The organism is Blautia sp. DFI.6.71 (assembly GCF_020593585.1).
GTDB classification, from domain to species: domain Bacteria; phylum Bacillota; class Clostridia; order Lachnospirales; family Lachnospiraceae; genus Blautia_A; species Blautia_A wexlerae.
Genome location: NZ_JAJDMJ010000002.1, coordinates 100,547 through 126,510, shown reverse-complemented (window position 1 = coordinate 126,510; position 25,964 = coordinate 100,547). Strand labels below are relative to the sequence as shown.

Sequence of the window (25,964 nt, the reverse complement as noted above, 5' to 3'; positions counted from 1 at the left end):
GTAAATAATACATACCATAAATAAAATAAACCTGTAAAATGCAAAATGCATTTCTCATCTGAATCGTTTAGTGAGAAATGCATTTTTGTATATGAGACTTTATTATATTCACTCATCCGTATCAATACTGCCTGTTTCTTCCGGTCTCTTCAGATATCCCCTTACAGCAGGCTCAATCGTTTGTTCCATAAGCCGGTGCAGCAGTTCTGTCGTAATATTATGATCTCCCAGAAGCGAATTATACAGGAAGTTTCCTGACAGTTCTTCAGTAATAGAACTCAGTCCTGCCAGAATCATTTTTTTGCCGGGTGTTTCGTTCCATCTGATTTCAATTCCATTATCTTCATGAAAGAAAATGTGCGCCCTTCGTTTCACACATTCTTCGATAAAAGTAACCTCCAGTTTTAACACAGGGATATCGTTTTCATCTCTTGCAAATTCTCCCAGTGTAGCTACAAGGTAATGTTCTCCATGAAGATCAACACATCCATCCGCAGCCTTTCCAAATCCAACAGGAAGTTTATGGATCACCTCACCTTCGGTAAAAGAAACGCAAAAGTTTCCCGCATCATAAGTAAAAGAAATTTCAGAAATACCATCTGTCATATTATTGTGGAATACCTGCACAAACAACGGCGCAATTCCAATATTCTGCTGTTCCATAACATAAGTTCTGCCGCTTACAGCCCGCATAAAACTGTGATGATCAGATGGGCGATCAACGGCTGCTGAAATACGGTAGCTGTATTTTTTATCTGAATGCTTCCTTCTGGAAACTACATTTCTTTTCCATCCCCCGCGCAGAGAAGTACTTCTGTTATTATTTTCTCCATTTTCCAGTTCTCCGCACAACCGTTTCAGAAGACTATGGGAGAGTGGATTCTCAGGTAGAACATCGGCGGGATGATAATTAACAGGGAAATATTTCCGAATGATATTCAGCATGATACAGTCCTGAAACATTTCTTTATTTCCGGCATTTGTGACAAGAACCATATCCATATCCGGATAAATAATAACATTCTGTCCCAGCATTCCATTATATTCAAAGCTTCCCGGGCGCTGTTCCATCCATAGCTGATATCCATATCCATAGGTGTCATTCTGAGTTTTCAGATGTCGTGCCGTAGATATTTCTATCCAATATTCAGACACCAGCTGCTGACCATTCCATTTTCCCCTCTGAAGATACAGCTGGCCAAGTTTTGCCATGTCTTCTGCACAGAGAAACAGTCCCCAGCCACCTTTTGTAATTCCTTTCGGACAGGTTTCCCAGTAATATTTCGTGATACCAAGAGGACCAAACAGTCTCGGAGTCAGATATTCGGTCAGGGTTTCTCCTGTACGTTTCGTCACGATTGCAGAAAGAACATAAGTATTCAGACTGTTATATTGAAACTCCGTTCCGGGTTTTCCATTGACAGATGCATTCAGAAAGCTTCCAAGCCAGTCATTTCCGGACACGATACCTGATTCATTAAAAGTTATGCCGCTTGTCATGGTCAGCAGATTCTCTACTGTGATCACAGGGCGGAAAATCTTTGAAAAGGCATTTATATGATCCGGAAAAATGTCATAAATATTTTCATCGAGCTTTAATTTTTCCTCTTCGATCAACATGCCGATTGCCATACCTGTGATGCTCTTGCACATGGAATGTGTAATATGCCACATTCCTTTAGGGTATGGTGCAAAATTACATTCACAGATTACCTTGCCATGACGCAGTGCCATAAAATGATGCATTTCCGTATCTTTGGAAGCATCCAGTTCCCGAAGAAGGGCAGCAAACAGATCAGAGGAGATTCCCTGACTCTCCGGTGTGGCACGCACAAATGCCTGCTCATAAACTGCATCAAACGGAAAATCCGGTTTCTGTGGGAAATAATCTACCCGTGTACCGCCTGTCTTCCCAAGGATCATATTTAAAACCAGTTCTGCAACCGCAATCTGTTCTTTTGCCATAGAGAATACCTCCTTTTTCGGATTTATTTTGATTATACAGACCTCATACAACAAATGCAAATTATATTTTTACGAGAAAGGATATTACGTTACTGTTCACACACCACTATCCCGCGAGGTGTTTTGGCATGAATATGCCAAAATCCCGAGACATACAAGCCAAAATTCCATTGCCGCAGGCAATCTGGAATGAATTTTGGCTACGTTACTGTGAACGGAGTGAACAGTAACGATATTACCAGTGGACAGTAGCGCAGGATTCTCTTCCTGCGGGAAGCTCACTTTAGTGACATAATAAAACGGCTGCGGAATGAACCGCAGCCAGTAATAAGTTTCATCTGTTTACCTTTCGTCAAAAGCAACAAAATCTGTATGATGTCCTACATATTTGTAAGCAGGACGAATGATCTTATTTGCATTAATCAGTTCTTCCAGACGGTGAGCACTCCAGCCCGGCATACGTGCAATAGCAAAGATCGGAGTAAATAATTCTTCCGGAATACCAAGCATGCTGTATACAAATCCACTGTAGAAGTCCACATTTGCGCAGACATTCTTAAACAGTTTTCTATGTTCCATAATCAGTTTGCCGGCAATATTTTCTACTCTGTTATAAAGCTCGAATTCCTCTGTCATTCCCTTTTCCTCAGCAAGTGCCTGGGCAAAGCGTTTCAGGATCACTTCTCGAGGATCGGAAAGTGTATAGACTGCATGCCCCATACCATAGATCAGCCCTGCATGGTCAAATGCTTCTTTATTCAGAACCTTCTTGAGGTAAGTTATGATTTCATCTTCGTTATCCCAGTGATCTTGATCTACATGAGACTTCAGATCAGCAAACATATTCTGAACTTTCAGGTTTGCTCCACCATGACGAGGTCCCTTCAGAGATCCGATGGATGCAGCAGTAGAAGAGTAGGTATCTGTCCCTGAAGAAGTTACCACATGAGTGGTGAAAGTGGAGTTATTACCGCCACCATGCTCAGCATGCAGGATCAGTGCAATATCCAGAACTTTTGCTTCCAGTTCTGTGTATTTTCCATCCGGGCGAAGCATAAGAAGAATGTTCTCGGCAAGAGAAAGCCCCTTCTGCGGATTACGGATAAATAAGGTATCATCCTTTCTGAAATGGCGATATGCATGGTAAGAATATACGGCAATTTCAGGAAGCTTTGCAATCAGTTCCAGAGACTGACGAAGTACATTTTCAGGAGAAATATCTTCCGGATTGTCATCATATGTATAGAGAGCCAGAACACAACGCTGCATGGCATTCATAATATTGGCATTGGTTCCCTTCATAACAACATCGCGGACAAAACGACCGCCAAGCTCCTCCATATCAGACATCATATCCAGAAATCTGGAAAGTTCTTCCTTATCAGGGAGCTTACCGAAGATCAGAAGATAAATTGTTTCTTCAAATCCAAAACGTCTTCCGTTCAGACCACTGATGATATCCTGTACATTGATTCCCTGATAGTATAAACGTCCATCAGCCGGAATCTGTCTGCCGTTGATCAGATTATAACCATTAACATCAGAAATCTCTGTAAGACCTGTCAGGACACCTTTACCTGCGGAGTCACGAAGACCTCTTTTTACATTATATTCTACATACAGATTTGGATCGATATGATGATTCTTGAGCAGTTCCTGTTCAAAGAATCTCATTTTGTCACGAAGCTGTCCGGAATCTTCCAGACTCATCATTTCATGTTTTTCCATAATATCATTCCTCATTTCCCCGTTATTTATCTACAGCAATATTCGCAAGTTCACTTATAGCAATACTCGTAAATAATGCATATTATAGTGAATTTTATTAAAAAACACTGATACAGTGAATTGCAGATGCATCCTTGCGATCAGTGTTTTACTATGGCGAACATTTGTATTTGTACCTATTTAAACATTGTACAGTAAAGTGATGGGAAAGGCAAGACAAAGATTGTATTTTTTTTCATACAATCATATTAAAGTGATAACGCTTTAAAATTATACAGAAGGAAAATTATGAAAAATATAACACAAAATCATAGAACGTGCTATAATAGCCAACAGAAAGCATGATAAAGGGGAAGTGAGAAAAGAAATGTCAGAAAGAAAAATGAAACGAGTTGAGGACTCCTTAACAGAGCAGTCTCATTTATTAATGCCAAAGTGTCTGAATGCCGCAGGTTATCTGTTTGGCGGACAGCTGCTTGCATGGATTGATGAAACAGCAGGTATTGTTGCCAAGCGTCATGCGGAAATGAATGTGGTAACTGTTGCAGTAGACAATATGTATTTCAAAGCCGGAGCCAGAGTGAACGATACCATCGTTCTCATCGGACGGCTTACACATGTGGGACGTTCTTCCATGGAAGTACGTATTGATACTTACTGTGAAGCCCTTGATGGAACCAGAACCATGATCAACCGCGCATATTTTATTATGGTTGGAACAGATGAACATCAGCATCCTGTGGAAGTACCGGGACTTATCATTGAGGGAGTTACTCAGCAGATAGAGAATGAAGCTGCACAGAAACGTGCAAAACTCTGGAAAATCCGCAGACAGGAAGGATTTTAACAAAACAGCCGCAAATGCGGCTGTTTTTGTTTATCAGTAACATTTACTGCAAGGTCCGTATCCCATAGCTTCGGCTTCTGATCTGGATACCTGTCTGGCTGTATCCGGGTTCATTCTTCCACAGTTGGGAATGCTGTGATATTTTTCGCCGGTTGCAGGGATCCATACCATTGTTCCTACATCTGCATTGTTGGATTCTTCCTGTTCAGGTACCGGATCAGAAGTGGTAGTTTCTTCCTGCCAGGAGTTTCCACCAGTGCCACCTGCAGAAGCATTTACAGAGGAGTCTCCGGAAGAATAATCATTGCATGGCTCCTGTGACCAGGAAATATTTGTTCCATCGGAGACTGCAATGATCGTACCCTGTTTATCTGTTCGGAATACAGGGATTCCCATATCTGATAAACGTCCCATTGTATCTGCTGACGGATGATTATACTGATTATTGATTCCGCAGCTTATGACTGCGTAAGATGGAGAAGTTGCCTCAAGGAAATCCCAGGTAGTTGAACTTGCAGACCCATGATGACCAACAGAAAGAACATTACAGTCAAGGTTCATACCTGTACTGATCATATCCTGTTCACTGGTTTCCTCTGCATCTCCGGTAAAAATAAAGCTATTTGAACCATTTTCAAGTTTGATTACAAGAGAGTTATCATTACTGTTCTGGCTGATACCATTCGGTGCAAGAACAGTGAAACTTCCGGTGCCAAAATCAAATGTTTCACCTACAGAAGGATACTGTACGATAATTGCATTTGCAGTGGCAGTATTCATAAAATTATTGAATAAATTTGAAGTATGTACATAGTCTGGTCCGGATATATTACTTACAGAGAAATTGTCTATACATGGAACAAGACCGCCGATATGATCTTCATCATAGTGAGAAGCGATCATATAGTCAATGTTTTCCACATTCTGTTCCTGTAAGTAGGAGATGATCAGATCAGCATGGCTCTGATCCCCGCCATCGTACAAAAGATTTTGTCCTCCGGACTGTACTAAGATGGCATTTCCCTGTCCAACGTCAATAAAATGAACTGCCATCTCACTGTTGCCTTCAGCTTTTACCGTCAGTGCTGATTGCGGAACTAAGGTAAACAGCAGAAGGAACAGAGATAGAATTAGTGATAGTAACCTGTTTTGTTTCTTCATAAAAAGCCTCCTGAATGTTAATAACAGTTTGATTATACCATTTATTGAGAAACAAAAACATAATTATAATACAAACAATCCAGTCCATCCTGGATCGTGTTTGAAAATGCTTTAGCGTGAAGTCCTGCGTCCAATCGATTAATAATCTATCTACTGAACTTCTTCTCCGTTATCTTCCCATGTGTCAGAGCTATCCAGAGAACCATCTGTCTCGTTACCGGAATTGTCGTCACTGGGATAATCAATCTGATCGGAAGAATCATCCCCTGTATCGTCAGACGATGTCTGATCGCTGCTTCCATCATCAGAAGATCCATCTCCTGTATCTGCATTATCATTCTCCTGCCCTGTATCATCCAGAGAACCGTCCTGCGTCGTATCAGTATTATAAGAAGAGTCATCGTAAGAAGTATCATTATAACTGTTGTCATAATCAGAATCATAGTTACTTTCCTGAGTATAAATGGTAAATCCATCCTCTTCAGCCTGAGCTTCGGCCTGTGCCTGAGCCTCAGCAGCAGTTTCCGGAGCTTCCGTAAAGTTTGTAACAGCTTTTGACACTGTATTACCGGTAGGTGCCACAGCAGAAACCGCAAACATCGCGCCACAAAGCAGGATTGCAGTTCCGGCAATCTGAATTTCATCTATATGTCTCATAGTTTATATTCTCCTTGCTTATCTATGTTTGTTTCTTTCTATTTCTATGCATATCCAGATTATTTACAGCAATATTATATACCTTAAGTGGATTTTTTTGTAGAGTAAATTTTAAGTTACTGTTCATCCATCACTATCCTGCGAGGTGTTTTGTCATGAATATGCCAAAATCCCGAGATATACAAGCAAAAATTGAAAAAAAACTGGATTCTGTCTGAAAAATCTGTTATTATAAGAATTGTATGAATATAATTTCAACTTTAATACAGTTTATCTAATTATTTTCTTTCCTGTATGATATCAGGGTAAAAAAATCCCCCATAAAATTGAAATTATAAATTTAAAAACAGAGGTGTCATTTATGAGCTGGTATAATGAGGCAATTTTCTATCACATCTATCCACTGGGTTTAACCGGTGCGCCGAAGCACAATGACTACAGTGCTCCTGTTTCCCGTCTGAACACATTACTTCCATGGATCGACCACATCAGAGAAATCGGATGTACAGCATTATACATCGGACCTTTATTCGAGAGTGTAGGACATGGCTATGAAACCACAGATTACAAGAAGCTGGATTCCCGTCTCGGAACGAACGAAGACCTTAAAAACTTCGTGGCAGCCTGTCATGAAAAAGAAATCAAAGTTATTTTCGATGGTGTGTTCAATCACACAGGGCGTGATTTCTTTGCATTTAAAGATATTCAGCAAAATCGCGAACATTCCAGATATCTCAACTGGTACTGCAATGTGAACTTTGGAGGGAATACGGAATACAACGACGGCTTCTCCTACGAAAACTGGGGTGGATACAACCTTCTGGTAAAATTAAACCAGAGAAACCCGGAAGTACAGAATTACATCTGTGATGTGATCCGTTTCTGGGTATCAGAATTTGATGTAGATGGAATCCGCCTTGACGCAGCAGACGTTCTTGATTTCGATTTCATGCGTGCCTTGCGCCGTACAGCAGCAGAAGTAAAGGAAGATTTCTGGCTTATGGGCGAAGTGATCCATGGCGATTACAGCAGATGGGTAAATGGAGAAACGCTCCACAGTGTAACAAACTATGCCCTGCATAAAGCACTCTACAGCGGACATAACGATCATAACTATTTCGAAATCGCACATACTGTAAAATATCTCCAGAATATGGGAAATCTTGATCTCTACAACTTTGTGGACAACCATGATGTAGAACGTATTTATACCAAGCTTTCAAATAAAGCACATTTTGCACCTGTTCATGTCTTACTCTATACACTTCCGGGTGTACCAAGTATCTATTACGGTTCTGAGTTCGGTATTGAAGGAAAGAAAGAGAAATTCTCCGATGACAGCCTCAGACCGGCTCTGGATATCAAAGACTATGCAGATGCAGTACAGAAGAATCCATGTACAGCCCTGATCGCAGCGCTTGGAAAGGTAAGACAGCATACACCTGCATTAAGCTACGGAAGCTACGCAGAACTTCAGCTTACCAACCGTCAGTTTGCATTTGCCCGTGACCTTGACGGAATACGTGTGATCGTTACCGTAAATAACGATGATAATGCAGCAGATATGAGCCTTCCGGCAGGAAACTGTGCAGAATATATCGGAACCCTCACAGGCCGTAAAGTATCTGTTCAGGGTGGACATATCAATGTAACAGTAGCCGCAAACAGCGGTGAAATCTGGATTCCGGCGGGTGAAATGCCAGAATATATACCAGTAAAAACAGAAACTGCAGATATCGAAAAAGTACAGGAAGAAACAGAAGAAACAACTTCCACACAGACTGAGTCTCCTGCACAGAAAACAATAACCGCAGCAGAAGAAACCGCAGCAGCAAAAGCAGAAGATATTCAGCCTGAAAAAACTGCCGATACTTCAGCCATATCAGCAGAAAACAGTTTTCCGGAAAATACGGAAGCCGCTGCTGAAAAGGAAAAGACAGTAATTGTAGATATGAATAAATCCCCGGAAGACATGACTGTAGATGAATTACAGCAGGCAATCCTTGCCAAAATGGCAGGTAACGGCCCTGTTACAGACCAGATGAAGAAAACAGTATATGATAATATCTGGCATGATTCTCTGGTAAACTGGCTCAAGAGCTTCCACTGATCAGATTATCGTCAGTATTTTTCATCTTTTCTTTCATTAATAAAAGAGAAATTTTTCATGTGGCAATTTTTTTGCCGTTGACTAAATATTTTTTTGGTGGTAAGATATGGATACAGATACAGACAATCAATCACACTAAATCGTACGGGAGGAATTCACTCATGAAAACACTTGAAACAAAAAAAGCACCAGCAGCAATCGGACCATATTCTCAGGCAAAAATGACAGGAAACTTCTTATTTGCATCCGGTCAGATTCCGGTAGACCCGGCTACAGGTGAAGTTGCAGGTGATAAAATCGAAACACAGGCAGAGCAGTCCTGCAAGAACGTAGGAGCAATTCTTGAAGAAGCCGGACTTACATTTGACAATGTTATCAAGACTACATGCTTCCTTGCTGATATGGCAGATTTCGCTGCATTCAACGCTGTGTATGAGAAATACTTCACAAGCAAACCGGCCCGCTCCTGCGTTGCTGTAAAACAGCTTCCGAAGAACGTACTCTGCGAAGTGGAAGCTATCGCTGTAGCTGAGTAATTCAGCCAAACCACAATATAATAGATATTTCAAAACAATTTCTGAATCTGATTCAGATTGGGGAAACAGCCAGGGAAAAATCCACCTGGCTGTTTTTGGTTTTCAGGCTACCTGCAATTGCTGATATTTGCTATAATAGTATAAAAGAATTCCGGCAAAATGAAAGGTAAAAGTTATGAGATCAATATCCATATATGCACTTACGAGAAATCAGAATACAGATTCTCTGTCAAAACTGGAACGTCAGTTATCCGGTCGGGAATATTTCCTCAAAATACGGGAATGGGAACTTCAGAGTATGAAAGCACTGGTACGCCAGTTAGAATCGCATATGACTAAAGTCTGTTCCCTGCGCTTTTTCTATTCCTACCAGATTCCAAAACTCGGGAAAGAATTTGATCTTCTCCAGATCAAAGACGACCAGATCATAAATATTGAACTGAAAAGCGGAGCTGTATCTGAGGAGGCAATTCGTAAACAGCTTATGCAGAACCGTTATTATCTTTCCGTTCTCGGACGCTCCATACAGTCTTATACGTATATCAGCAGTCAGAATCGCCTTGTCAGGCTTACCAACCATGATCATATTGCAGAAGCCGACTGGACAGAGCTGTGCAGATCACTGCAAAAGGAGAGCAGTGATTATCAGGGGAATATTGACGATCTGTTTCAGGCTGAACTATATCTGATTTCCCCAATCACAGAACCGGCCCGTTTTCTGAAAAAAGAATACTTCCTGACTTCCCAGCAACGGGATATCCAGCGCCAGATCTTAAAGAAACTCCGTATCAGCCGGTTCGGATATTTCTGTTTTACCGGACTTCCAGGAACAGGAAAAACATTGCTTCTCTATGATATCGCCATGAAACTGTCCAGGCGTCAGCAGATATGCATGATTCACTGCGGTAATGCCGGAAAAGAATGGAAAATGCTGCATAAACGTTTACAGCGTATTGCTTTTCTTTCGGACAATCAGCTGACCGAAAATACAGAGCTGAAACATTACAGTGCCGTTCTGGTAGACGAAGCACATTTGCTTTCTTCGGAAAAACTGCAGATTCTGTTAACGCAATCGGAGGGGAAGTTTCCTGTAATATTTTCCAGCGATTCCGAAGATGCCATATGTCCCGAAGAATTAGGTGTAAATACATTAAATCTTATAGAAAACCTGCCGAAAATCCAGATGTTTCACTTAACCAACCGCATCCGTACCAACGCGGAACTTTCCTCATTTATCCAGAATATGATACACCTTACAGACAGAAAAACCTCAAAACCCTATCCACATGTATCTGTTGTATATGCAAATAATGAAGAGGAGACTGCTGCCTTACTGGAAGATTATATGCATCAGGGCTATGAATATGAGATTACTGCCATGAGAGACATAAAACGTCTTGTTATCACATTGGATGAACGATATTACTATGATCAGAACAGATATCTGCGTTCAAAATATCTCAATAAAGAAGGCAGGTCTGATGTCCGTAATTTATTTCACCAGCTGAATCAAGCCAAAGAGGAACTTTCTATAATTGTCAGAGAAAATACATATGTGTACGAAACATTACTCACGCTTTTACAGCCTGATACTGTCAGATAAAAACTGCAAACTATCCGACTCTCCCTTGAAATCCCCCACCATTCCGTATATAATGGGAATATTGTGGGGGGATTTTCCCTGCTTAACACAATGTGATACAATAACCTCTGAAAGGAATACTATGAGAACTCTAGCTTTAAGCGATGAAATTTTAATGAAAGTTGACAAGGCTGCCCGTTACATCGGTGGTGAAGTCAACTCTGTAATGAAAGATAAGAATGACGTAGATATCCGCTTTGCCATGTGCTTCCCGGATGTTTATGAAATCGGTATGTCCAATCTGGGCATGATGATCCTCTACAACATGTTCAATGAACGTGAGGATGTCTGGTGTGAGCGTGTCTTTTCTCCGTGGATGGATCTGGATAAGGTCATGCGTGAAGAGCACATTCCACTGTTTGCCCTGGAATCCCAGGAGCCTGTAAAGGAGTTTGATTTCCTTGGTATTACCCTTGGATATGAGATGTGCTATACCAATGTGCTTCAGGTACTTGACCTGAGCCATGTTTCACTTCTGGCAAATGATCGTAAGGAAGATGACCCTATCGTCATCGGCGGCGGTGCATGTGCATATAATCCGGAACCGATCGCAGAATTTTTTGATATGTTTTATATTGGCGAGGGTGAGACTGTGTATGATGCTCTGTTTGATGCATATAAGGCAAACAAGGCAGCAGGCGGCTCCAGAGCAGACTTCCTGTTTGCAGCTTCCCAGATTCCCGGAATTTATGTTCCCTCTTTATACAATGTAACCTACAAAGAAGACGGCACCATTGCTTCCTTTACACCTGCAAAAGAGGGCGTACCTGAGAAAGTCTGTAAACAGCTGATCACCGATGTCACTAAAGACTACCGCGCGATCAAAGCTCCTGTAGTTCCATTTATTAAAGCTACTCAGGATCGTGTTACTCTGGAAATCCAGCGTGGCTGTATCCGCGGATGCCGTTTCTGTCAGGCAGGTATGATCTACCGTCCTACCAGAGAGCGCAATGTGGAGGATTTAAAGGCAAGTGCCAGAGAAATGCTTCAGAATACAGGACATGAGGAGATTTCCTTAAGTTCTCTAAGCTCCAGTGATTATTCTGAGCTGAAGGAACTGGTAAACTTCCTGATCGAAGAATTTCATGGCAATGCTGTCAATATCTCTCTGCCATCCCTGCGTATTGATGCTTTTGCCCTGGATGTTATGAGCAAGGTACAGGATGTAAAGAAGAGCAGCCTTACTTTCGCACCGGAAGCAGGCTCCCAGCGTCTGCGTAATGTTATCAACAAAGGTCTGACTGAAGAGAATATTCTTCATGGTGCAGGTGAAGCATTCAAAGGTGGATGGAATCAGGTAAAGCTTTACTTCATGCTCGGACTTCCAACTGAAACAGAAGATGATATGAAAGGTATTGCTCATCTTGCTCAGAAAATTGCAGAAACTTATTATGAAGAAGTGCCGAAAGAAAAACGTAATGGCAAGGTTCAGGTCAATGTAAGTACCTCTTTCTTTGTACCGAAACCATTTACCCCATTCCAGTGGGCAGGTATGTACAGAGAGGAAGATTTCGTGGAGAAAGCAAAGGTCGTAAAAAGCGAGATCCGCGCACAGTTAAACCAGAGAAGTATCCGCTACAGCTGGCATGAGCCGGATGTAACGATTCTTGAAGGTTTCCTTGCAAGAGGTGACCGCCGTTGTTCAAAAGTTATCCTCAGAGCATATGAAAAAGGTGCGATCTACGATGCATGGTCAGAGAGTTTTGACTATAATATATGGAAAGAATCTTTTGCGGAAACCAACACAGATATTGATTTCTATACTCTCAGAGAACGTTCCACAGATGAGATCCTTCCATGGGATTTCATTGATGCAGGAGTGACCAAGAAGTTCCTGATCCACGAATGGGAGCAGGCAAAGAACGAAACCGTAACACCCAACTGCCGTCAGAAATGTTCAGGCTGTGGTGCTATGCGTTATGGCGGAGGTGTATGTTATGAAGGTAAGAATTAAATTCAGCAAAGAAGGTCCGGTTAAATTTGTGGGACATCTGGATACCATGCGTTATTTCCAGAAAGCCATCCGCAGGGCAAATCTTCCTGTTGCTTTTTCAGGTGGTTTCAGTCCTCACATGATCATGTCTTTTGCAGCACCACTTGGTGTTGGTACTGAGAGTCTGGGTGAATACTTTGATCTGGAGCTGGCAGAGACAGTTCCTACCTCAGAGATCACAAGACGTCTGGATGCAGTGATGGTAGAAGGGGTACATGTACTGAGTACTCGTCAGGTTGAGGACGGAAAAGCGGGTAAGGCAATGTCACTGGTGGCAGCAGCCGATTATTATGTGGAATTTCGTCCTGGAAAAGAGCCTGAGATTTCCTGGAAAGATAAGATCAGTGATTTTCTGGCTCAGCCGGAGATCAAAGTAATGAAAAAGACCAAACGAAGCGAAAAGGAAATAGATATTCGCCCGTTTATTTATAAAATGGAACTTCAGGGAGACAAGATCTTTATGATGCTTGCTTCCGCAAGTGCCAATTACACAAAACCGGAACTGGTAACAGATACATTCTTCTCATGGCTTGGCATAGAACTTCCGGAATTTGCTTATTCCATCAAACGTCTGGAAGTATACGCAGATAAAGGAACAGAGGAAGAACATAAATTTGTAACTCTGGAAGCACTGGGTGAAGAAGTTGAGTAAACTGATTATTACCCAAATGAATATCCGGCAGATTCCCTGCTATGTATGTGCGTATGAAGAAGACGGTAAAGTAATGGAACTGCGCTTCGAACCTGTTGGGGAGAAATCTTCTCTTGGAAATATTTATGTTGGACAGATAGAGAATATAGCTGCCAATATCGGTGCTGCATTCGTACAGATTTCTGCCGGAGAAAAATGCTACCTGCAGCTTTCCGATGCTCCAAATGCGATTTATGCTTCTGTAAAAAAAGGTGACCGCCCATTAAAGGCAGGAGATGAAATCCTTGTGCAGATCAGCCGGGAAGCAATGAAGGGAAAACTACCGGCTGTAACCACGAATCTGAATTTTACAGGCAAATATCTGGTTCTTACAACCGGCGATAAGAAATTTGGTCTGTCTTCCAAACTTTCCAATGATGACAGAAGCCGTATCAGTAAGTGGATGGAAGCAGAAGTTAACCGTCCGGATAAAGAGTTTGGTATCATCGTTCGTACAAATGCAGCAGATGCATCAAAAGAAGAAATACTGAAAGAACTGGAATACCTGAAGGGCCTGTATCATAAGGCTGCTGTAGACGGAAGATCCCGTACCTGTTTCAGCTGCGTATATAGAACAGAGCCTTTTTATATCTCTGCAGTCCGCGACGCCAACAGCCGGAACCTGGAAGGGATCATAACAGATATCCCTGAGATATCCCGACAGATTTCTGACTATCTTAACAGTAACAGCCCGGAGGAAAAAGAGAAGCTGCGGTTTTATGATGATAAACTTCTCCCTCTTTACAAACTTTATCGCCTGGAAACTGTCTTAGAAGAAATCCAGCATGAGAAAGTCTGGCTGAACAGTGGTGGATTTCTGGTGATCCAGCAGACAGAAGCCTTCGTATCCATTGATGTAAACAGCGGAAAGTTTACAGGCAAAAAGAAAATGCAGGAAACTTACCGAAAAATCAATTTGGAGGCAGCAAAGGAAATTGCCAGACAGTTACGTCTCAGAAACCTGTCCGGAATTATTCTGATTGATTTTATTAATATGGAAAATCAGGATCATCAGGACGAACTGTTCCATGTCCTGCAGAAATATCTGCGCAAAGATCCGGTAAAGGCAAAAGCAGTGGACATCACTCCACTGCATATCCTGGAACTTACCAGAAAGAAAGTGCGAAAACCTGTGATTGAGGAAATCAGAGAATTGTAGTTTGCCATAAAATAATTATGTAAATCAAACAAGCATCTGCAATTCTCATCGATATTTTTCCGTAACTGAATAACTGCTCTGCAGTTTGTATTTTATCACAGATCCTGACGGATACCGGATTGAAATTGTACCTGTAAAATAAAAGAAAAAAATTCAAAGAAATTGAAAAAAACTTATTGACAAATCGAATTTTGTCCGCTATTATAAACGAGATGCCGCACAGAGAGGTACAAGCACCGAAAGGTCACCATATCTGGCGAGTAAAGATTATAGGAGGTGCCACAGATGTACGCAATTATTGCAACAGGTGGTAAACAGTACAAAGTTGCTGAAGGCGACGTAATCAGAGTTGAGAAACTCGGTGTTGAAGCTGGTGAAACTGTTACTTTTGATAATGTTATTGCAGTAAGCAATGACGGATTAAAAGCTGGTGAAGATGTGAAAGATGCCAGTGTTACCGCTACTGTAGTTGAGAACGGTAAAGCAAAAAAAGTTATCGTTTACAAATACAAGAGAAAAACTGGATATCACAAGAAAAACGGTCACAGACAGCAGTACACTAAAGTAAAAATCGAAAAGATTAACGGTTAATCTGGTGTCATTATGATTACAATTACAGTTAAGAAGAGAAATGGAAATTATCTGGAATTTGTTTCGAAAGGTCACGCCGGATATGCAGAGGAAGGACAGGATATTGTCTGTGCTGCTGTCTCTGTACTGGTGATTAATACTGTAAATTCTCTTGAGACATTTACAGATGATCAGTTTGAAGTGCAGGAAGATGACGGCTATGTATCTTTTCATTTTACGGCTCCGGTTACTGAGAGGGGAACCCTTCTCATGGATTCGCTGATTCTCGGATTAACAGAAATTGAACATAGTTATAACAATCGATATTTGACAGTAAAAGTCAAGGAGGTGTAACAACATGATGAAAATGAACCTTCAGTTATTCGCACATAAAAAAGGAGTTGGTTCTACAAAGAACGGTCGTGATTCCGAATCCAAGAGATTAGGTGCGAAGAGAGCAGACGGACAGTTTGTTAAAGCTGGAAATATTCTTTACAGACAGCGCGGAACTAAGATCCATGCTGGTGAGAACGTAGGCTGCGGTAAAGATTATACTTTATTCGCACTTAAAGATGGTGTCGTAAGATTTACCAGAAAAGGACGCGATAAGAAACAGGTTTCTATCGTTCCAGTAGAAGCAGAATAATCTGGTTAAGCGAAGGCTTCAAATCTAATATGGGTTTGGAGCCTTTCTTTTATAGTAGAATTGCTATAGATTAAAAGAGTTATATGATATAAAAGAAACCATAGCAATCCATGTAAATAATGCATATTGATCCGACTCATCAGAGTGCGAAATCCTGCTGAACGGTCTCAAATGCATTAATTTAAGAAGATTACTATTACGAAATAATCATTAGTAAAGGACAGAGGTGTGTCATATGTTTGCAGACAGAGCGAAAATCTATATCCGCTCCGGTAAAGGCGGCGACGGCCATGTAAGTTTCCGCAGAGAATTATATGTTCCGAATGGCGGTCCTGACGGCGGCGACGGCGGTCGTGGAGGAGACGTGATATTTGAGGTAGATGAAGGCCAGAACACCCTTGGCGACTACCGACACAAAAGAAAATATAAAGCAGAAGACGGACAGGAAGGCGGCAAAAAACGCTGCCATGGTGCTGATGGAAAAGATGTTGTATTAAAAGTTCCGGAAGGAACTGTTATCATGGATGCAGAATCCGGTAAAGTAATTGCTGATATGTCCGGTGAAAATAAACGCCAGATCGTATTAAGAGGCGGAAGAGGTGGCAAAGGAAACCAGCATTATGCGACTGCAACCATGCAGGTTCCGAAATATGCACAGCCAGGACAGCCTGCGCAGGAACTGGAAGTTCTTCTGGAGCTGAAAGTAATCGCAGATGTAGGTCTGGTTGGATTCCCGAATGTCGGAAAGTCCACATTCCTTTCACGTGTAACCAACGCACAGCCGAAAATTGCCAACTATCACTTCACAACCCTGAGCCCAAATCTTGGTGTTGTAGATACTGAAAACGGTGGTTTTGTGATCGCTGATATTCCCGGTCTGATCGAAGGTGCTTCCGAAGGTGTGGGACTTGGACATGAGTTCCTCCGCCACATTGAACGTACCAGAGTCATTATCCACATTGTAGATGCAGCATCTACAGAGGGACGTGACCCAATCGATGATATTTACAAGATTAATAAAGAACTGGAAGCTTATAATCCGGAAATTGCTGCAAGACCACAGGTAATCGCAGCAAACAAAATCGACTGTATCTATACAGAAGACGGCGAAGAGAGCCCGGTTGACAAACTTAAGGCAGAATTTGAGCCGAAAGGAATCCAGGTATATCCGATTTCCGCTGTCAGCGGTCAGGGTGTCAGAGAACTTTTATTCCATGTGAAAGAACTTCTTGACAGCTGCCCACAGGAACCTGTAGTATTTGAACAGGAATTCTTCCCTGAAGATATGTTGATCGGAGAAAACCTTCCATATACAGTAGAGCAGAGTCCTGAAGATCCGACAATTTTTGTTGTCGAGGGACCGAAGATTGAAAAGATGCTTGGCTACACAAATCTTGATTCCGAAAAAGGTTTCGCATTCTTCCAGAAATTCCTGAAAGAGGGAGGCATCCTGGAAGAACTTGAGAAGGCAGGCATTCAGGAAGGCGATACTGTGCGTATGTACGGATTTGATTTTGATTACTATAAATAGTATAAATAGATTCAATAATGAAACAGATGTGGTAAGACGGATGATTTTGTCCGTTTGCAGAGAATAACAGAGGAAAATAAAAATGACAAGTAAACAGAGAGCTTATTTAAAAGGTCTTGCAATGACCATGGATCCAATCCTTCAGCTTGGAAAGGGTGGTCTTACTCCTGAGAACACAGCCGCAGTAGATGAGGCGCTTGCAGCCAGAGAACTGATCAAGATCAGTGTTCTTCAGAACTGCCTGGAGGATCCGCGCCAGATGGCTGAGGTTCTGGCAGAACGTACACGTTCCCAGATCGTACAGGTTATCGGCAAGAAAATTGTTTTATACCGTGAAGGCAAAAACGAAAAGAAAAAAATTGAATTACCCAGAAAATAATACGGAGTTTTTTATGGCTGACATCAAACACAGAATTGGTATTATGGGCGGTACTTTTGATCCCATCCACATGGGGCATCTGATTCTGGGAGAGAAAGCATACGAACAGTTCCGACTGGAAAAGGTACTGTTCATGCCTTCCGGAAATCCGCCTCACAAGAGAAACCGTCAGGGACGTGCCACAGATGAAGAAAGAGTTGAAATGGTCCGCAGGGCGATTACCGGAAATCCTCACTTTGAACTGTCGCTGACTGAAATGCATGAAAATGGTTATACTTACACTTATCATACACTGGAAATGCTAAAAGAGAAGAATCCGGATACTGATTATTATTTTATAATCGGCGCAGACTCCCTGTATGACTTTGATACATGGCGTGAACCGGAAAGAATCTGTAGAAACTGCATTCTGGTAACTGCTGTAAGAAATCATTCCACAATTGCAGAGCTCGAAGCAGAAATGAACCGTCTTTCGCTTAAATATAATGGCACATTTCTGACACTGAATACCACAAACCTTGATGTATCCAGCGAAATGCTCAGAAACTGGATCAGCGAAGATAAAAGTGTGCGTTACTATATTCCTGATCCGGTGATTGAGTATATCAGAGAAAACCAGATTTACAGTCTGGCCGAAAAGAAAGGATGATCTTCCGATGGCAGAGTATGATTTTATAAAAATGCAGAAAAAATTAGCAAAATATCTGGATGAGGATCGTTATGAACATACGTTGGGAGTTATGTTTACATGTGCAGCACTTGCCATGGTTCATGACTGTGATCTGATCACAGCCCAGACTGCCGGACTGCTCCATGACTGTGCAAAATGTATTCCGAACAAAAAGAAGCTGAAGATGTGCAGCCAGCATCATATTTCGGTATCTGAATTCGAACAGGAGCATCCTTTTTTACTTCATGCCAAGCTTGGAGCTTACGTAGCTAAGGCTAAGTATGATGTTACAGATGAAAATATTCTTTCTGCCATCACCTGGCATACTACCGGAAAGCCGGAGATGACACTGTTGGAAAAAATCGTCTATATTGCCGATTATATTGAACCAAAACGTGATAAAGCTCCTAATCTTACAATTGTACGTAAACTGGCTTTTCAGGATCTTGACGAATGTATGTATAAGATTTTGGGTGATACGCTGGCTTATCTGGAGGAAAATCCGAAAGATATTGATAATGCTACGAAAGATGCTTTCTTGTACTACAGGGATTTACACATGAAAAGACAGTCCTGAGTATAAATTGTCTCGACTGGCAGAGTTTTACATATTATATGTAGCTATCCAATAGTCTGTTGATCATGAAGATATTGAACAGTTACAAAAGCAGATAGAAAGAGAGGTTGTTTCCATGAACAGAGAACTTGAAATGGCAAAACTTGCCTGCCGCGCACTTGATGAGAAAAAAGGAAAAGATATTAAGGTAATAGATATCCATGAAGTATCTGTAATTGCCGATTATTTTGTAATTGCAAGTGCTTCCAACCAGAATCAGGTTCAGGCTATGGTTGACAATGTAGATGAAACACTTGGCAGAGCCGGATTTGAAGCAAAACAGATTGAGGGAACCAGAAACTCTAGCTGGGTTCTTATGGATTACGGCGATATGATCGTCCACGTATTTGACGAAGAGAATCGTCTTTTCTATGACCTCGAAAGAATCTGGAGAGATGGTAAGGTTCTTGACGTTAATGAATTTCTTGAGAAATAAGTAGAAAAAAATTTACAGTTATTCGGTGTAGAACTGCGTAGCGAGGCGGATGATTTTATCCGCCTGACTTTGTGAAATTTGCAAAATAAAATACAGAGGAAATCAGATATCATCATTAAGAGATACCTGATTTCCTCTGTTGTTTTTTTGAATTGATATAGTATAATTTGCAGTGTATGGGGACTTGCTTGATTCGATTATGAGCAAGTTGCGAAGCGGATTGCGAATATCTGCCTGACTATTCACGTATCAGTTATATTACTCATACAAACGGAATACACCAAATACTTTGCCAAGAATCTGAAGACCTTCATGTACAAGGATTGGCTCCATTGTATCATTTTCCGGCTGGAGACGATAGTATCCTTTTTCTTTATGGAAAGTCTTAACTGTAGCACCGTCATCGATCAGCGCAACAACAATATCTCCATCCTCTGCTGTGGACTGCTGTTTTACCAGAACCTGATCTCCGTCAAAAATTCCGGCGTTTATCATACTTTCCCCTTTTACTTTCAACAGAAAGCTCTGTGAATTAGGCATAAACTCTGCAGGGATAGGGAAATAGCCTTCAATATTCTCAACTGCCAGAAGTGGCTGTCCGGCTGCCACAGTTCCTATGATGGGAACATTCACAACCTCTCTGCGGACCAGATTAAAATTGTCATCAATAATCTCAATCGCACGTGGTTTCGTTGCATCTCTGCGGATATATCCATTTTTCTCCAGTGCTTCCAGATGTGAATGAACGGAAGAAGTAGATTTCAGGTTGACTGCCTCGCAGATTTCACGAACTGCCGGCGGAAATCCCCGGTTCAAAATCTCATTCTTTATGTAATCAAGAATCTCCTGCTGCTTTGGCGTGATTCTTCCATATGGCATAATTATACCCTCCTTTTAAAGTTATTTTTTGTTCGTACACTCTTCATAACCATTCAGCAGTCTGCTATTCTATGAGATACTGAACAGTTTCTGATTTTTTTTATCATATCATAATTCCTGACAAAAAGCAAACTTATATTCTGAAAATGTGTTCTTACTTATGTGCTCCCGTTACTGTTTACTCCATTCTCAGTAACGGGATTATTGGTTACAGTCAACACACCACTATCCCGCGAGGTGTTTTGGCATGAATATGCCAAAATCCCGAGACATACAAGCCAAAATTCCATTGCCGCAGGCAATCTGGAATGAATTTTGGCTACGTTACTGTGAACGGAGTGAACAGTAACGATTATTGTGAATTCTTTATAAATAAACTTGTTTTTAAATGTGCAAAGTGTTACAATATTTTGGAAAATGGTGTAACTATTCAGCAGTCACTGTGAAATCGCTGAACAGTTATAGAATGATTATGAACTGCACAAAAAGGAGACATCCCATTGTCTGATAATAAATCAAAAAAAATGCCGGGAATCCTGGCAAGGCTTCGCATGGTCGTGGGGCTGAATATCGGAACGATCATGTTTGGCATCTTATTCATATATATGGCATTCAGTGCCATATTATATTTTACAACTACTCATATTGAGTCCTATCAGGTTACATCAGGACCTTTATCCCGCAACGAAACATATACCGGTCTTGCCATACGTGAAGAAAGTTTATGCAAGGCAGATTCATCAGGCTATATTACTTATTATGCAAGGGAGGGCAGTAAGATCAATGCTTCCGGAGCGGTGTACGGACTTAGTGATACAAAAACAGCTTCTGCTCCGGCATCTCTTACTCCGGAAGAACTTTCAAAGGTACGGACTGATATGATGAGTTTTTCCAAAGGATTCAGTTCAAGTAAATTTAACAGCACCTACAGCTTTAAATATGAACTGAAGGGAAATATCCTTCAATATGCAGAGTCCGGCAATACCTCATCTGCTCCTCTTACTTCAGATGAGGACGGTGAAGGGAATGACAGTGGTGACAATGATAAAACAGCAGATATTTATCCCGGAAATCAAACTATCTGCCAGTCCCAATCTGATGGTATCGTTTTATATTCCATGGATAATTATGAAGGAAAAACAGTAGATACTGTAAAGGCAGAAGATTTCGATCAGAATTCTTACCATGAAACAGATTTGAAAACTTCCGACAAGGTAAAAGCAGGAGATGATATTTATACCATTATCACAGATGAACGCTGGAGCCTTCTGATTCCTTTGAGCGACAGACAGGTTGAAAAACTGAAAGACCGTTCTACAATACGTGTCAAATTTTTAAAAGACGATATGACACAAAACGGAGATTTTTCCATTATTACCATAGACGGTGACAAATATGGACAGATTGATTTCAATAAAGGTCTGATTCGTTATGCATCTGACCGTTTTTTGGACATTGAACTTGTAACCAACACAGTTGTAGGTCTGAAAATCCCTCTTACCTCTATTGTAACCAAGGATTTTTATGTGATTCCATCCAGAATGGCCACTACACAGGATAATCAGACAGGTTTTACCCTTTATGAGGGGAAAAATAAAACAACATTTAAAAATGTGAGCATTTACGCAAGCATTGATGATTCATCTGTCTCCAAACTGGCAGTGGACGAAGCAGAACAACCTCAGATTTATTATGTTGACAAGAGTTCATTTAAGGAAGGGGATGCCCTGATCAATACGGATACCGGTGAAAAATATGTGATCGGAGAGACAGATACCCTGGAGGGAGTATACTGTATTAATAAAGGCTATGCGGTTTTTCGCCGTATTGAAATACTTGATGAGAACGAAGAATATGCTATTGTATCTAAAAACACCACCTACGGTCTTTCCAGATATGATCACATTGTTCGAAACGCTGATAAAGTAAAGGAAGAAGACATTTTATACTAATTAAGGAGGCTTAATATGTTAGCTGATAAACTAAACCTTGTGAAAAAGAATATTGAAGAGGCCTGTGATACTGCAGGGCGTTCTCCCCAAGAGGTAACTCTTATTGCGGTCAGTAAGACTAAACCGGTGGAAATGCTGAAAGAAGCATATGATGCGGGTGCAAGAGTGTTTGGGGAGAATAAGGTTCAGGAGATCGTAGATAAATACGATCAGATGCCATCAGATGTACAGTGGCACATGATCGGACATTTACAGAGAAATAAAGTGAAATATATTATTGATAAAGTATCTATGATACACTCTGTAGATTCTGTCCGCCTGGCAGAGGCCATCGAAAAAGAGGCAGCAAAAAAAGATATCTGCATGCCGGTTCTGATCGAAGTAAATGTAGCAGGAGAGGAAAGTAAGTTTGGCCTTTCAGTCGAAGAGGTATTACCATTTCTGGAAGAAATTTCTTCTTATGAGCATCTTCAGGTAAAAGGACTTATGACAATTGCACCATTTGTAGCAAATCCTGAAGAAAACAGAGAAGTTTTTCAAAAATTAAAGAAATTAAGTGTTGACATTGCGGCCAAAAACATTAATAATGTTAATATGAGCGTCCTGAGTATGGGAATGACAAATGATTATCAGGTCGCAGTTGAGGAAGGGGCCACTATGGTGCGCGTGGGAACGGGTATCTTTGGCGAAAGAGATTACTCAATAAAAGAAGATTAAAATAAGATTGGAGATTAAAATGGGCGTTTTAGATAAATTTTTAGATGCCATCAAATTAAACGATGATTACGATGATGATGGATTCTTAGATGATGATCTGTTAGATGAGGAAGAAGATGATGACTTTCTCGATGACGATTTCGATGAGAAACCAAAGAAGAAATTTTTTGATAAATTCTCTAAGAAAAAAGAATCCGACGATAATGATGACTTCGATGATGTAGAAGAGAAAGCAGTAAAGACAGTTCCTAAACAGGCATCTGCTCCAAAACAGACCGCTTCAGCTCCGTCTAAGGTTACGGTCAAACAGGAACGCGCCGAACGCCAGACACGTCCTGCAGCATCTTCCAAGATTACTCCAATGAGAAGCAGCCGCAAATCAAATCAGGGCCCAAATATGGAAGTCTGTGTAATCAAACCTTCTTCTATGGAAGATACGCGTGAGATTGCTGACACTTTAGTAGATAATTCTACTGTTATTTTGAATCTGGAGGGAATTGATGTGGAACTGGCACAGAGGATCATCGATTTCACGTCCGGTGCATGCTATTCTTTAGGCGGCAGCCTTCAGAAAGTATCCAGCTATATCTTTGTACTTGGACCGTACAATGTAGATATTACCGGTGACCTTCAGAATATTCTGGGAGGCTCTGCTCCGTCTGTAAGAGCAGGATATTGATCCAGGATGGAAAAAGACGAATTTTTTCTTAAGAGAATCCGGGAATTGGCAAATCTCTCCTGGCAGAGAGATATCGTTACATTTTCGGATTTTCTTAATTTAAATGAACAGAATATAGTCAGTAGCCTGAAACATCAGTTTCCCCAGATTGTTATGGAGACGTCCGGAGGCTATGAGAATGCGGAGCGTCAGATGGTTGCATTTCATCCTGATGCTCTTGCTTTTACATGGGAATATCCCATCGACTGTCTGAGGATTGAACCAAAGGCTCTTAAATTCTCTGAAGAGCTTTCTCATCGTGATTATCTCGGTGCACTTCTCAATCTTGGAGTAGACAGAAGTGTGATCGGTGATATTGTTGTTCAGAAAAAAGCTGCCTGGTTTTTCTGCCAGAACAAAATGACGGAATTCTTTCTTGAAAATCTGTGCCGGGTCCGTCATACCAATATTCTGATTACAAAAGTGGAGGATTCTGATGAATTTCCACGCCCTGTCCTTGAATCTGTCAGCGGTACCTGCGCTTCGGTACGTCTGGATTCATTGATCTCGCTTGCTTTTAAGACATCCAGAAGCAGTATGGTATCTTATATTGAAGGCGGGCAGGTTTTTGTCAACGGAAAACTGATCACCAGCAACGGATATGAGCCGAAAGATGGTGACATTATATCTGTACGTGGGAAAGGACGGTTCATTTTTGACGGTGTTTCTCACCAGACAAAAAAAGGACGCTGCAGTGTGCGTATTATGCGCTATGTATAAATTTTGTAATAAAAGGAGAACAGGAAAATGGCAGAACAGAAATTACTTGTAAAACGGGAAGGAGATTTCCATTATCCTATTTATTTTAAAAATGACTTTCAGGATCTTGCCGGTGCGATCAGAGAAGAAGGACTTGAAAACCGGAAAATCTGTATTGTGACAGACAGTCATGTTGCACCTCTTTATCATGAGGCAGTTAAATCAGCTCTTCAGGAAATTTCCTCTGAAATATTCTCTTTTGTATTTGAAGCTGGTGAAAAGAACAAAAACCTGAATACAGTACAGGAATTATATAAAACTTTGATTGAGAATGAAATGGACAGAAAAGGTCTGCTGGTTGCGCTGGGTGGCGGTGTTGTAGGTGATCTGACTGGTTTCGGAGCTTCCACTTACCTGAGAGGGATTGATTTTATCCAGGTTCCTACTACGCTTCTGGCACAGGTTGACAGCAGCGTAGGAGGTAAAACAGGTGTTGACTTCCTTCAGTACAAAAACATGGTAGGAGCTTTCCATCAGCCCCGACTTGTATATATGAATATGAGTACCCTGCAGTCTCTTCCGAATCGGGAATTCACCTGTGGAATGGGTGAAATTCTTAAGACAGGATTGATCTGCGATGAAGAGTTCTTCCGTTTTGTATGTAAGAATCAGCCTGAGATCAGTAAATTGGATCTGAGTATGCTTTCCAGAATGATCCGCAGATGCTGCGAGATCAAGGCAGGTGTGGTAGAGCGTGATCCGAAGGAGCAGGGAGAACGTGCACTTTTAAATCTTGGTCACACAGTCGGACATGCAGTCGAAAAAATGAAAAACTTTCAGCTGCTTCATGGACAGTGTGTTGGAGTCGGTCTGATCGCTGCCGCTTATCTTTCCATGCAGAGAGGATTATTAACAGAAGAAGAATACGAAGAGATTAGAAAAGGGTGCCATTCTTATAATCTTCCTCTTTCTGTTGATTCACTGAATGCGGGGGATGTCCTGTCAGCAACAAAAAAAGACAAAAAAATGGAAGCCGGTCATATTAAATTTATCCTTATGGACGGGATCGGTAAAAGTTTTATAGACAAAACTGTCACAGATGAGGAACTGCTCCAGGCAATCCGGGAGATTCTGATATGACAGCTGTTTCCTCCGTATCTTCATGTATGCACTGGATTAGAGGCTGTATTATTATCCTTTTGCTGACAATCCTGGATCAGGGAAGTAAATCTCTTGTTCTGGCGCAACTGAAAGATCAGCCTGATATCTCTCTCATTCCAGGAGTTCTTCAATTACGGTATCTCGAAAATCGTGGAATGGCCTTTGGATTGTTTGAAGGTAAAATTCCGGTGTTTGTGATTTTGTGCCTTTTGTTTTTTGGTGTATTTATCTATGTATATGCCAGAATCCCGAAAAACAGATATTATCTGCCGCTGTCAGTAACTGCACTGGTAATGGTTTCCGGTGCTCTTGGAAATTTTATTGACAGAGTATGCAGAGGCTATGTTGTGGATTTTATCTATTTTTCACTGATTGATTTTCCGGTATTTAATATAGCTGATATGTATGTGGTATGCAGTGGCATATTACTTGTTATGCTGGTGTGTTTCAGATACAAAAATGATGAAGATTATGACTTCTTAAGAATAAAAAAGGATTAGT

Annotated in this window: 26 protein-coding genes; 21 read left to right on the top strand and 5 right to left on the bottom strand. The window is 41.1% G+C overall.

Going from position 1 to position 25,964, the window contains the following annotated elements; all coding sequences use genetic code 11:
- Positions 1-108: 108 nt before the first annotated feature.
- Together LJE12_RS02295 and LJE12_RS02290 are read right to left on the bottom strand one after the other, a co-directional pair.
- Positions 109-1,965 carry a serine hydrolase domain-containing protein gene (locus LJE12_RS02295; RefSeq protein WP_227226455.1) on the bottom strand — a complete coding sequence of 619 codons (1,857 nt, stop codon included), beginning with the start codon at positions 1,963-1,965 and terminating at the stop codon, positions 109-111.
- 342 nt (positions 1,966-2,307) lie between these two features.
- The gene (locus LJE12_RS02290; RefSeq protein ID WP_022381230.1) at positions 2,308-3,693 is read right to left on the bottom strand and encodes a citrate/2-methylcitrate synthase; all 1,386 of its coding nucleotides are present in this window, start codon (positions 3,691-3,693) and stop codon (positions 2,308-2,310) included.
- 367 nt (positions 3,694-4,060) lie between these two features.
- Here LJE12_RS02290 and LJE12_RS02285 point away from each other — a divergent pair, with 367 nt between their 5' ends.
- A complete protein-coding gene (locus LJE12_RS02285) occupies positions 4,061-4,540 on the top strand; it encodes an acyl-CoA thioesterase (RefSeq protein ID WP_008703099.1) in 480 nt (159 codons plus the stop codon).
- Between the two features lie 33 nt (positions 4,541-4,573).
- On the opposite strand, the gene LJE12_RS02280 is transcribed toward LJE12_RS02285, so the two are convergent.
- Together LJE12_RS02280 and LJE12_RS02275 are read right to left on the bottom strand one after the other, a co-directional pair.
- The gene (locus LJE12_RS02280; protein ID WP_227226456.1) at positions 4,574-5,701 is read right to left on the bottom strand and encodes a ComEC/Rec2 family competence protein; all 1,128 of its coding nucleotides are present in this window, start codon (positions 5,699-5,701) and stop codon (positions 4,574-4,576) included.
- A 150-nt stretch (positions 5,702-5,851) separates the two neighbouring features.
- On the bottom strand, positions 5,852-6,358 hold the full coding sequence (locus LJE12_RS02275) for a hypothetical protein (RefSeq protein ID WP_227226457.1): 507 nt from the start codon (positions 6,356-6,358) through the stop codon (positions 5,852-5,854).
- 361 nt (positions 6,359-6,719) lie between these two features.
- Between LJE12_RS02275 and LJE12_RS02270 the strand changes: the two genes are divergently transcribed.
- The 14 genes from LJE12_RS02270 (at position 6,720) to rsfS (ending at position 19,337) form a co-directional block, all read left to right on the top strand.
- Positions 6,720-8,468 carry an alpha-amylase family glycosyl hydrolase gene (locus LJE12_RS02270; protein WP_227226458.1) on the top strand — a complete coding sequence of 583 codons (1,749 nt, stop codon included), beginning with the start codon at positions 6,720-6,722 and terminating at the stop codon, positions 8,466-8,468.
- A gap of 161 nt (positions 8,469-8,629) precedes the next feature.
- Complete coding sequence (locus LJE12_RS02265; protein WP_008703111.1) at positions 8,630-9,004, top strand: RidA family protein; 375 nt, start codon at positions 8,630-8,632, stop codon at positions 9,002-9,004.
- A gap of 175 nt (positions 9,005-9,179) precedes the next feature.
- The gene (locus tag LJE12_RS02260; protein ID WP_227226459.1) at positions 9,180-10,607 is read left to right on the top strand and encodes a DNA/RNA helicase domain-containing protein; all 1,428 of its coding nucleotides are present in this window, start codon (positions 9,180-9,182) and stop codon (positions 10,605-10,607) included.
- A gap of 121 nt (positions 10,608-10,728) precedes the next feature.
- Entirely contained in the window at positions 10,729-12,600 is a 1,872-nt protein-coding gene (locus LJE12_RS02255; RefSeq protein WP_227226460.1) for a TIGR03960 family B12-binding radical SAM protein, read from the top strand.
- Positions 12,584-13,291, top strand: a complete 708-nt coding sequence (locus LJE12_RS02250) for a TIGR03936 family radical SAM-associated protein (protein WP_118330922.1) — start codon at positions 12,584-12,586, stop codon at positions 13,289-13,291. The genes LJE12_RS02255 and LJE12_RS02250 overlap by 17 nt, the downstream gene beginning before the upstream one ends.
- The gene (locus tag LJE12_RS02245) at positions 13,275-14,489 is read left to right on the top strand and encodes a ribonuclease E/G (protein WP_331466044.1); all 1,215 of its coding nucleotides are present in this window, start codon (positions 13,275-13,277) and stop codon (positions 14,487-14,489) included. Before LJE12_RS02250 ends, LJE12_RS02245 begins: the two co-directional genes overlap by 17 nt.
- Before the next feature lie 285 nt (positions 14,490-14,774).
- Positions 14,775-15,080 carry a 50S ribosomal protein L21 gene (gene rplU, locus LJE12_RS02240; RefSeq protein WP_020993901.1) on the top strand — a complete coding sequence of 102 codons (306 nt, stop codon included), beginning with the start codon at positions 14,775-14,777 and terminating at the stop codon, positions 15,078-15,080.
- A 12-nt stretch (positions 15,081-15,092) separates the two neighbouring features.
- Complete coding sequence (locus tag LJE12_RS02235) at positions 15,093-15,413, top strand: ribosomal-processing cysteine protease Prp (protein WP_008703122.1); 321 nt, start codon at positions 15,093-15,095, stop codon at positions 15,411-15,413.
- Positions 15,414-15,417: 4 nt separating this feature from the next.
- Positions 15,418-15,705: a 50S ribosomal protein L27 gene (gene rpmA / locus LJE12_RS02230; RefSeq protein ID WP_008703124.1), complete on the top strand. Its 288-nt coding sequence runs from the start codon at positions 15,418-15,420 to the stop codon at positions 15,703-15,705.
- Positions 15,706-15,940: 235 nt separating this feature from the next.
- The gene (gene obgE / locus LJE12_RS02225) at positions 15,941-17,236 is read left to right on the top strand and encodes a GTPase ObgE (RefSeq protein WP_227226461.1); all 1,296 of its coding nucleotides are present in this window, start codon (positions 15,941-15,943) and stop codon (positions 17,234-17,236) included.
- Between the two features lie 82 nt (positions 17,237-17,318).
- Positions 17,319-17,615: a ribosome assembly RNA-binding protein YhbY gene (yhbY, locus tag LJE12_RS02220; protein ID WP_008703127.1), complete on the top strand. Its 297-nt coding sequence runs from the start codon at positions 17,319-17,321 to the stop codon at positions 17,613-17,615.
- A 13-nt stretch (positions 17,616-17,628) separates the two neighbouring features.
- A complete protein-coding gene (gene nadD / locus LJE12_RS02215; RefSeq protein WP_025578441.1) occupies positions 17,629-18,264 on the top strand; it encodes a nicotinate-nucleotide adenylyltransferase in 636 nt (211 codons plus the stop codon).
- Positions 18,265-18,271: 7 nt separating this feature from the next.
- Positions 18,272-18,862 (top strand): bis(5'-nucleosyl)-tetraphosphatase (symmetrical) YqeK, encoded by a 591-nt coding sequence (gene yqeK / locus LJE12_RS02210; protein ID WP_227226462.1) that lies wholly within the window; start codon positions 18,272-18,274, stop codon positions 18,860-18,862.
- A 115-nt stretch (positions 18,863-18,977) separates the two neighbouring features.
- On the top strand, positions 18,978-19,337 hold the full coding sequence (gene rsfS, locus LJE12_RS02205) for a ribosome silencing factor (protein ID WP_008703130.1): 360 nt from the start codon (positions 18,978-18,980) through the stop codon (positions 19,335-19,337).
- 258 nt (positions 19,338-19,595) lie between these two features.
- Here the strand turns inward: rsfS and lexA are convergent, their stop codons facing one another.
- Positions 19,596-20,216 carry a transcriptional repressor LexA gene (gene lexA / locus LJE12_RS02200; RefSeq protein ID WP_008703132.1) on the bottom strand — a complete coding sequence of 207 codons (621 nt, stop codon included), beginning with the start codon at positions 20,214-20,216 and terminating at the stop codon, positions 19,596-19,598.
- Between the two features lie 500 nt (positions 20,217-20,716).
- Here lexA and LJE12_RS02195 point away from each other — a divergent pair, with 500 nt between their 5' ends.
- The 6 genes from LJE12_RS02195 to lspA are packed head-to-tail and all read left to right on the top strand — an operon-like array spanning position 20,717 to position 25,963.
- Entirely contained in the window at positions 20,717-22,168 is a 1,452-nt protein-coding gene (locus LJE12_RS02195) for an HlyD family efflux transporter periplasmic adaptor subunit (protein WP_227226463.1), read from the top strand.
- 15 nt (positions 22,169-22,183) lie between these two features.
- On the top strand, positions 22,184-22,885 hold the full coding sequence (locus LJE12_RS02190; protein ID WP_025578438.1) for a YggS family pyridoxal phosphate-dependent enzyme: 702 nt from the start codon (positions 22,184-22,186) through the stop codon (positions 22,883-22,885).
- 19 nt (positions 22,886-22,904) lie between these two features.
- Positions 22,905-23,564 carry a cell division protein SepF gene (locus LJE12_RS02185; protein ID WP_026648677.1) on the top strand — a complete coding sequence of 220 codons (660 nt, stop codon included), beginning with the start codon at positions 22,905-22,907 and terminating at the stop codon, positions 23,562-23,564.
- Positions 23,565-23,570: 6 nt separating this feature from the next.
- Entirely contained in the window at positions 23,571-24,323 is a 753-nt protein-coding gene (locus LJE12_RS02180) for a YlmH family RNA-binding protein (RefSeq protein ID WP_008703137.1), read from the top strand.
- Between the two features lie 27 nt (positions 24,324-24,350).
- The gene (gene aroB, locus LJE12_RS02175) at positions 24,351-25,442 is read left to right on the top strand and encodes a 3-dehydroquinate synthase (protein WP_227226464.1); all 1,092 of its coding nucleotides are present in this window, start codon (positions 24,351-24,353) and stop codon (positions 25,440-25,442) included.
- A complete protein-coding gene (gene lspA, locus LJE12_RS02170) occupies positions 25,439-25,963 on the top strand; it encodes a signal peptidase II (RefSeq protein WP_025578432.1) in 525 nt (174 codons plus the stop codon). The genes aroB and lspA overlap by 4 nt, the downstream gene beginning before the upstream one ends.
- Position 25,964: the final 1 nt, after the last annotated feature.